Origin of the sequence: Methylobacterium sp. WL6, assembly GCF_008040095.1 — a bacterium.
Taxonomy (GTDB): domain Bacteria; phylum Pseudomonadota; class Alphaproteobacteria; order Rhizobiales; family Beijerinckiaceae; genus Methylobacterium.
Genome location: NZ_VRVH01000536.1, coordinates 1 through 1,618, shown reverse-complemented (window position 1 = coordinate 1,618; position 1,618 = coordinate 1). Strand labels below are relative to the sequence as shown.

2 protein-coding genes are annotated in these 1,618 nt (G+C 74.8%); both read left to right on the top strand.

Translation table 11 applies throughout. The features are described from left to right. On the top strand, positions 1-594 hold a 594-nt coding region (locus FV230_RS28125; protein ID WP_246695042.1), incomplete at its 5' end, for a thiamine pyrophosphate-dependent enzyme. Positions 595-937: 343 nt separating this feature from the next. Next, the coding region (locus tag FV230_RS28115) for a penicillin acylase family protein (protein WP_147844697.1) at positions 938-1,618 on the top strand (681 nt) is incomplete at its 3' end.

Genomic DNA, 1,618 nt, shown 5'->3' with positions numbered 1-1,618 from the left:
CCGGCGGACGAGTCGTCGGCCGCCGGCCCGCGCCCGGAGCTGCCGACCGCCGGCGCGCTCGCCGACGCCGCCATCGGCCGGGTGCTCGGCGCGCTGATCCCCGAGGGCGCGATCGTCTGCGACGAGTCGATCACCACCGGCCGCAACTTCTTCGGGCAGACCCATGCGGCCGCGCCCCACAGCTGGCTCCAGCTCGGCGGCGGCGCGATCGGCCTCGGCATCCCGATGGCGACGGGCGCCGCCATCGCCTGCCCCGGCCGCAAGGTGATCGCGCTGCAGGCCGACGGCAGCGCGCTCTACACCGCCCAGGCGCTGTGGACCCAGGCCCGCGAGCGCCTCGACGTGGTGACGCTGATCTGGTCGAACCGCTCCTACGCCATCCTGCGCCACGAGCTCGCCAACGTCGGCGCCGCCAATCCCGGCCCGAAGGCGATCGGCATGCTGACGCTGGACGACCCGGCGATCGACTGGGTCAGCCTCGCCAAGGGCTTCGGCGTCGAGGCGCGCCGCGTGGAGAATTTAGCCGACTTCATCGACGTGTTCCGCGGGGCGCTGGCCCGGCGCGGGCCGTTCCTGATCGAGGTGGCTCTGTGAGGACCGGACAGACAGCCGCCGCGTCCGTTTCGTCTCCTTCAGCCGGCGTGCCGATGCCCGAAAGGCCCTCCCTTCCCCTCTCCCCGCACGCGGGGAGAGGCCCGCAGGCACCGCGTCGTGCCTGTGGGAAGCGGCGGCGAAGCCGAAGCGGCGGTGAGGGGGCGCGGACGGACGAGACTCCTTCGTCGAGACCCCCTCACCGTCGGCTGCCGCCTCGCCGCGACGACGACGAGGTCGTCGCGGCCCTCTCCCCGCAGGCGGGGCGAGGGGATGCGCGCGGATCTCGGCGTCATGCCTTGCCGTCGACGTCCCGGCTTGCGGCATCAGGGCAGGGGACGCGGGCGTGACCACCTTCACCCTCCCGGGCCTGTCCGCGCCCGCCGAGATCCGCGTCGACCGCCACGGCGTGCCGCATCTCCGCGCCGCGTCGCAGGACGACGTCTTTCGCGTGCAGGGGTTCAACGCCGCCCGCGACCGGCTGTGGCAGCTCGACCTGTGGCGCAAGCGCGGCCTCGGGCTGCTCGCCGCCGATTTCGGGCCGGGCTACCTCGCGCAGGACCGGGCGGCGCGGCTGTTCCTGTACCGCGGCGACATGGAGGCCGAGTGGGCGGCCTACGGGCATCCGCGCACTCGGAACATCGTCGAGGCCTTCGTCGCCGGGCTGAACGCCTACGTCGCCCTGACCCTCGAGCGTCCCAACCTGCTGCCGCCGGAATTCGCCGCCCTCGGGACGCGCCCGGCGGCGTGGGCGCCCGAGGACGTGGTCCGCATCCGCAGCCATGCGCTGGTGCGTAACGTGGCCTCCGAGGTCGCCCGCGCGCAGGTGCTGGCGCGCGCCGACGCCGAGACCGACGCCCTGCGCAAGGGCCTCAGCCCGCCGCACGCGACGATGCCGCTAGGCGATCTCGAGCCGGCGCACTGGCCGGACGACCTGCTCGACGTGGTCCGCCTCGCCACCGCGCCGGTCGGGTTCGATCCGGCCCGGCTCGCCGCCACCCGCGACGCGGCCTGGGCCTGGACCCGG